The organism is uncultured Maricaulis sp. (assembly GCF_905480005.1).
Lineage (GTDB): Bacteria > Pseudomonadota > Alphaproteobacteria > Caulobacterales > Maricaulaceae > Maricaulis.
This window is the reverse complement of the sequence record NZ_CAJQOO010000074.1, coordinates 1-4,794: the sequence shown is the minus strand read 5'-3', so window position 1 is coordinate 4,794 and position 4,794 is coordinate 1. Positions and strand designations below refer to the sequence as shown.

Annotated in this window: 3 protein-coding genes; all 3 read left to right on the top strand. The window is 62.4% G+C overall.

Going from position 1 to position 4,794, the window contains the following annotated elements:
• Window positions 1-1,929: M13 family metallopeptidase (locus tag QZ266_RS07780; protein WP_295693579.1), on the top strand; the 1,929-nt coding region annotated here is incomplete at its 5' end.
• Between the two features lie 141 nt (window positions 1,930-2,070).
• The gene (locus QZ266_RS07775; protein ID WP_295693577.1) at window positions 2,071-2,409 is read left to right on the top strand and encodes a hypothetical protein; all 339 of its coding nucleotides are present in this window, start codon (window positions 2,071-2,073) and stop codon (window positions 2,407-2,409) included.
• Entirely contained in the window at window positions 2,319-4,103 is a 1,785-nt protein-coding gene (locus tag QZ266_RS07770) for a M13 family metallopeptidase (protein ID WP_295693582.1), read from the top strand. Before QZ266_RS07775 ends, QZ266_RS07770 begins: the two co-directional genes overlap by 91 nt.
• Window positions 4,104-4,794 lie beyond the last annotated feature (691 nt).

The following is a 4,794-nucleotide window of genomic DNA, read 5'->3' as shown; positions in this document are numbered from 1 at the left end:
ACCCAGCATGTCGATTCAACCGTTCATCCCGGTGACGACTTCAACCGTTATGTGAATGGTGGTTGGCTCGACTCGGTCGAGATGCCGCAGGGTTTCTCCCGCTTCGGATCCTTCACCGAGCTGTATCTCCTCTCGGAAGAGCGCATCAACGGCATCATCGAGGAAGCCGGCGCCGCTGACGCCGCTGCCGGCGAACCGCTGCAGCAGATCGGCGATCTCTACGCCGCCTATATGGACCAGGAAACGCTTGAAGCGCGCGGTTTCGATCCGGTCCAGCCGATGATTGACCGCATCGCGGCGGCCGGTAGCCATGCCGACATCGCGACGCTGATGGGCAGCCCCGGCACGGCCTCGATCTTCGGCGCGGGCGTGACGCGCGACCAAGGCAATCCCGACCGCTATATTGTCGGCGTGAGCCAGAGCGGTCTCGGCCTGCCGACCCGTGATTATTATCTCGAGGAAACCGACCGCTACCAGGCATTCCGCGATGCCTATGTCGCCTACATCGCCGATGCTTTCGGATTCATCGGTGTCGATGGCGGAGCCGAGCGCGCGCAACGCATCCTCGACCTGGAAACCGCCGTCGCCGAGGTCCACTGGACCCGCGAGGAAAGCCGCGACCGGACTCGCACCTATAATCTCATGACGACGGAAGAGCTGGCCGCCAGCGCACCAGGCTTCGACTGGACCGCCTTCATGGAAGCGCTCGATTTCGCGGATCAGACCGAAGTCGTGATCCGTCAGGACACTGCCATCCAGTCTCTGGCAACCCTGTTCTCCGAAGTGCCGGTTGAAACCTGGCAGGACTGGCTGACCTTCCGCTACCTGTCAGGCAATCGTGGTTCGCTGACACCGGAATTCTACGAGCGCTCCTTCGACTTCTACAATCGTACCCTGTCCGGCGTTGAAGAGCCGCGTCCGCTTGAGTCGCGGGCCATCCAGTATGTCAACGGCTCGATGGGCATGGCGCTCGGCCAGATCTATGTCGAGCGTTTCTTCCCGCCGGAATACAAGGAGCAGATGGAGGTCCTGGTCGATTATCTCGGCATGGCTCTTCGCGAGCGCCTGGAGACGCTCGAATGGATGGACGAAGAGACCCGGGCCGGCGCGATCGACAAGTTCGAGAACTTCACGCCCAAGATCGGTTACCCCGACCAGTGGCCGGATTATTCCTCGATCGAGATCCGCCCCGATGACCTGTTCGGCAATTCCGAGCGCATTGCCGCCTGGGCCCGTGCCGACAGCCGCGCCCGCCTGCGCGGCCCGATCCGCGATTGGGAATGGGGCATGTCGCCGCAAACGGTGAACGCCTATTACTCCCCCACCGCGAATGAGATCGTCTTCCCGGCCGCCATCCTTCAGGGTCCCTTCTTTGATCCTTATGCCGACGCAGCCGTCAATTTCGGCGGTATCGGTGCCGTGATCGGTCACGAAATGGGCCATGGCTTCGACGATCAGGGCAGCCGCTCTGACGGCGATGGCGTGCTCCGTGACTGGTGGTCGGAACTGAGTCGCGGGAATTTCGACGAGCGCACCGACGCGCTGGCTGCCCAGTACAGCGAGTTTTCCCCGGTCGAGGGCGAGTTCGTGAATGGTCGCCTGTCGCTGGGCGAGAACATCGGCGATGTCGGTGGCCTGTCGATGGCCTATCGCGCCTATCAGCTCTATCTCGCCAACCATGGGGGTGATGCACCGGTGCTCGACGGGTTCACCGGTGATCAGCGCTTCTACATGGCCTGGGGTCAGGTCTGGCGGAATCTTTACACCGAGCAGGCGCTCGTCCGTCAGCTGCGCCAGGGGCCGCACTCGCCGGCGCAGTACCGGATCAATGGCGCCCTGCGCAATCAGGATGCCTGGTACGAGGCCTTCGGCGTGACCGAGGACCACGAACTCTACCTGGCACCGGAAGACCGCGTGTCCATCTGGTAGGGTTTAACCCAGATTGATGCAGCGGCCCGGCGGAAACGTCGGGCCGTTTTGCATTGCACAAGCTTAATCAATCCCTCATCGCGGCGATGACCGGCGGATTCCAGTTTGCGGCGTCTGAAACCGCAACCACGGGGGTTCACCATGAAATCCATTTTGCGTGCCGGCGTCGCCGGCCTCGCCTTGTCCATCGCTGCCTTCTCACCCGCCCTGGCCCAGGATGCCCTCCTGGGTGACTGGGGCGTCGAGACCCAGCATGTCAGCGAAACGCTGGCGCCGGGCGATGACTTCTTCCGCTACGTCAATGAGGGCTGGCTCGATTCGACCGAGATCCCGGCCGGATTTCGTCCTACACCGCTTTCCACGAGCTCTATCTTCAGTCGGAAGAACGCATTGAGGGCATTATCCGCGACAGCGCGGCCGCCAATGCGCCAGCCGGCACACTGGCGCAGCAGGTCGGCGATCTCTACGCGTCCTACATGAATGTCGACGCCATCAATGCCGCCGGAATTGACCCGGTTCGGCCGGGTCTGGCGCCTATCGTCGATGCCGACACGCATGCCGACATCGCCTCGGTAATGGGCATGATGGGCTATGCCTCGATCTTCGGCACGTCCATCCAGCGCGATGAAGGCGATCCCAGCCAATACATCGTCTATCTCAATCAGGGTGGCCTGCATCTGCCGACACGCGATTACTACCTGCTCGAGGATGAGCGCTTCGTGGAATATCGCGACGCCTACCGCGCCTATATCGCCGACGTGTTCGGCTTTCTCGGCCTCGAGGATGGCGAGGCCCGCGCCGACCGCATCATCGCGCTCGAGACGGCCATGGCCGATGTCCACTGGACCCCGGCCGAGAGTCGCGACCGTGTAGCGACCTATAATCCGGCAACGCTGGAGGCGGTCCGCACGCTGGGCGCCGGCTTCGACTGGGACGCCTTTTTCGAGACCGCTGACTATGCCGACCAGGAGAATTTCATCGTCTCCCAGACCTCGGCCATTGAAGGCCTCGCGGCCGTCTTTGCCGACACGCCGGTCGAGACCTGGCGCGATTATCTGACTTTCAGCTACGTCAATTCGAATGCCAATCTTCTGTCCGAGGAGATCTATAACCGCTCCTTCGACTTCTGGGGCCGGACGCTGGGCGGGGCCCAGGAGCCGCGGCCGCGCGATCGCCGCGCCATCCAGTTCGTCAATGGCAATCTGGGTCAGGCCATCGGCCAGATCTATGTCGATCAATACTTCCCGGCGGATCACAAGGCCCAGATGGAAGAACTCGTCGACTATCTGCGCCGCGCCCTCGCCGAGCGGATCGAGACGCTGGAATGGATGGATGACGAGACCCGGGCCGAAGCGCTCGACAAGCTCGACAAATTCCTGCCCAAGATCGGCTATCCGGACGTCTGGCCGGACTATTCCGATATCGAGATCCGGGCCGATGACCTGTTCGGCAATGCTGGCCGCATCAATGCCTGGTTCCGCGCCGACAGCCGGGCCCGCCTGCGCGGACCGATCCGTGACTGGGAATGGGGCATGTCACCGCAGACGGTGAATGCCTATTACAACTCCACCGGCAATCAGATCGTCTTCCCGGCGGCCATCCTGCAACCACCCTTCTTCGACCCGAATGCCGATCCGGCCGTCAATTTCGGCGGTATCGGTGCCGTGATCGGTCACGAGATCGGCCATGGTTTCGACGACCAGGGCAGCCAGTCCGACGGTGACGGCGTGCTGCGCAATTGGTGGACCGAGGCCAGCCGCGAGCAATTCGATGCCCGCACGGACCAGATCGTGGCCCAGTACGAGCAATTCTCCCCGATCGAGGGCATGAATGTGAATGGCGAGCTGACCCTCGGCGAGAATATCGGCGATATCGGTGGTCTCTCCATGGCCTATCGGGCCTATCAGATGTATCTCGCCGACCATGGTGGCGAGACGGCCGATACGGGCGACTATTCCGGCGACCAACGCTTCTTCATGTCCTGGGCCCAGGTCTGGCGCGTGATCCAGCTGGACGATGCCGCGCGCAGCCAGCTCCTCTCCGACCCGCACAGCCCCGGCCAGTACCGCGCCAATGGCGTCGTCCGCAATATGGACGCCTGGTATGAGGCCTTCGGCGTCACCGAGGACCACGACCTCTACCTGCCGCCGGAGGAACGCGTCTCCATCTGGTAGGCGACAGAATGAAGGCATAATGAAACGGCCCGGCGGAGACGTCGGGCCGTTTTGCATACTGGCTTTGTCATAGCCCCGGTAGAACCCGTTCAATCCCGGTCGAACGCGCATCCACCGGGGGACAGACATGAGCAGAAGACAGGGACACGTACCGTTTTTCACGAGTGCCCCTCAACTCCTTCGCGCCGTGGCGCAAACCCCACCATAAACCGTTTGCCGAGACGTCGCCGTATCCGGTTTTTCAGGTCAAGGGCCGCAAGGCGGCCGCTTCGCGGTTTCACCCTTGAGCTGAAGAACCGGATACGGCCTGCTGGCTGACAAGCGATCTATGGACCGCTCTGCGCGCGGGCGCCCGTTTCTTGGCCGATCAACCAGCGGCCTGAGACCGTCCAGTGAACGCCGCGGCCCCGCACGGGCGCTGTCGGCGCCGGTCGATGGCGGCCGCGGCGATCTAGCCTGAAAAACGAAGTCGCCAGACCATTTCCCCCACGGGTTGAAAGTGGCCTCTCTGGCCGAAAAATTCTTAACGATACCCCTTGTTTCCGTTAACCTTATTTAATCAGGGCGGGTCCACCGGGCGCGCCCTCGGACAATTCCAAGGGGGGATCCGAGATGAAACATCAACTCCTGTGCGCCAGTGCCGTCGCACTGCTCACGGCCGCCACCGCTTATGCGGGCGATCAGGAATGGT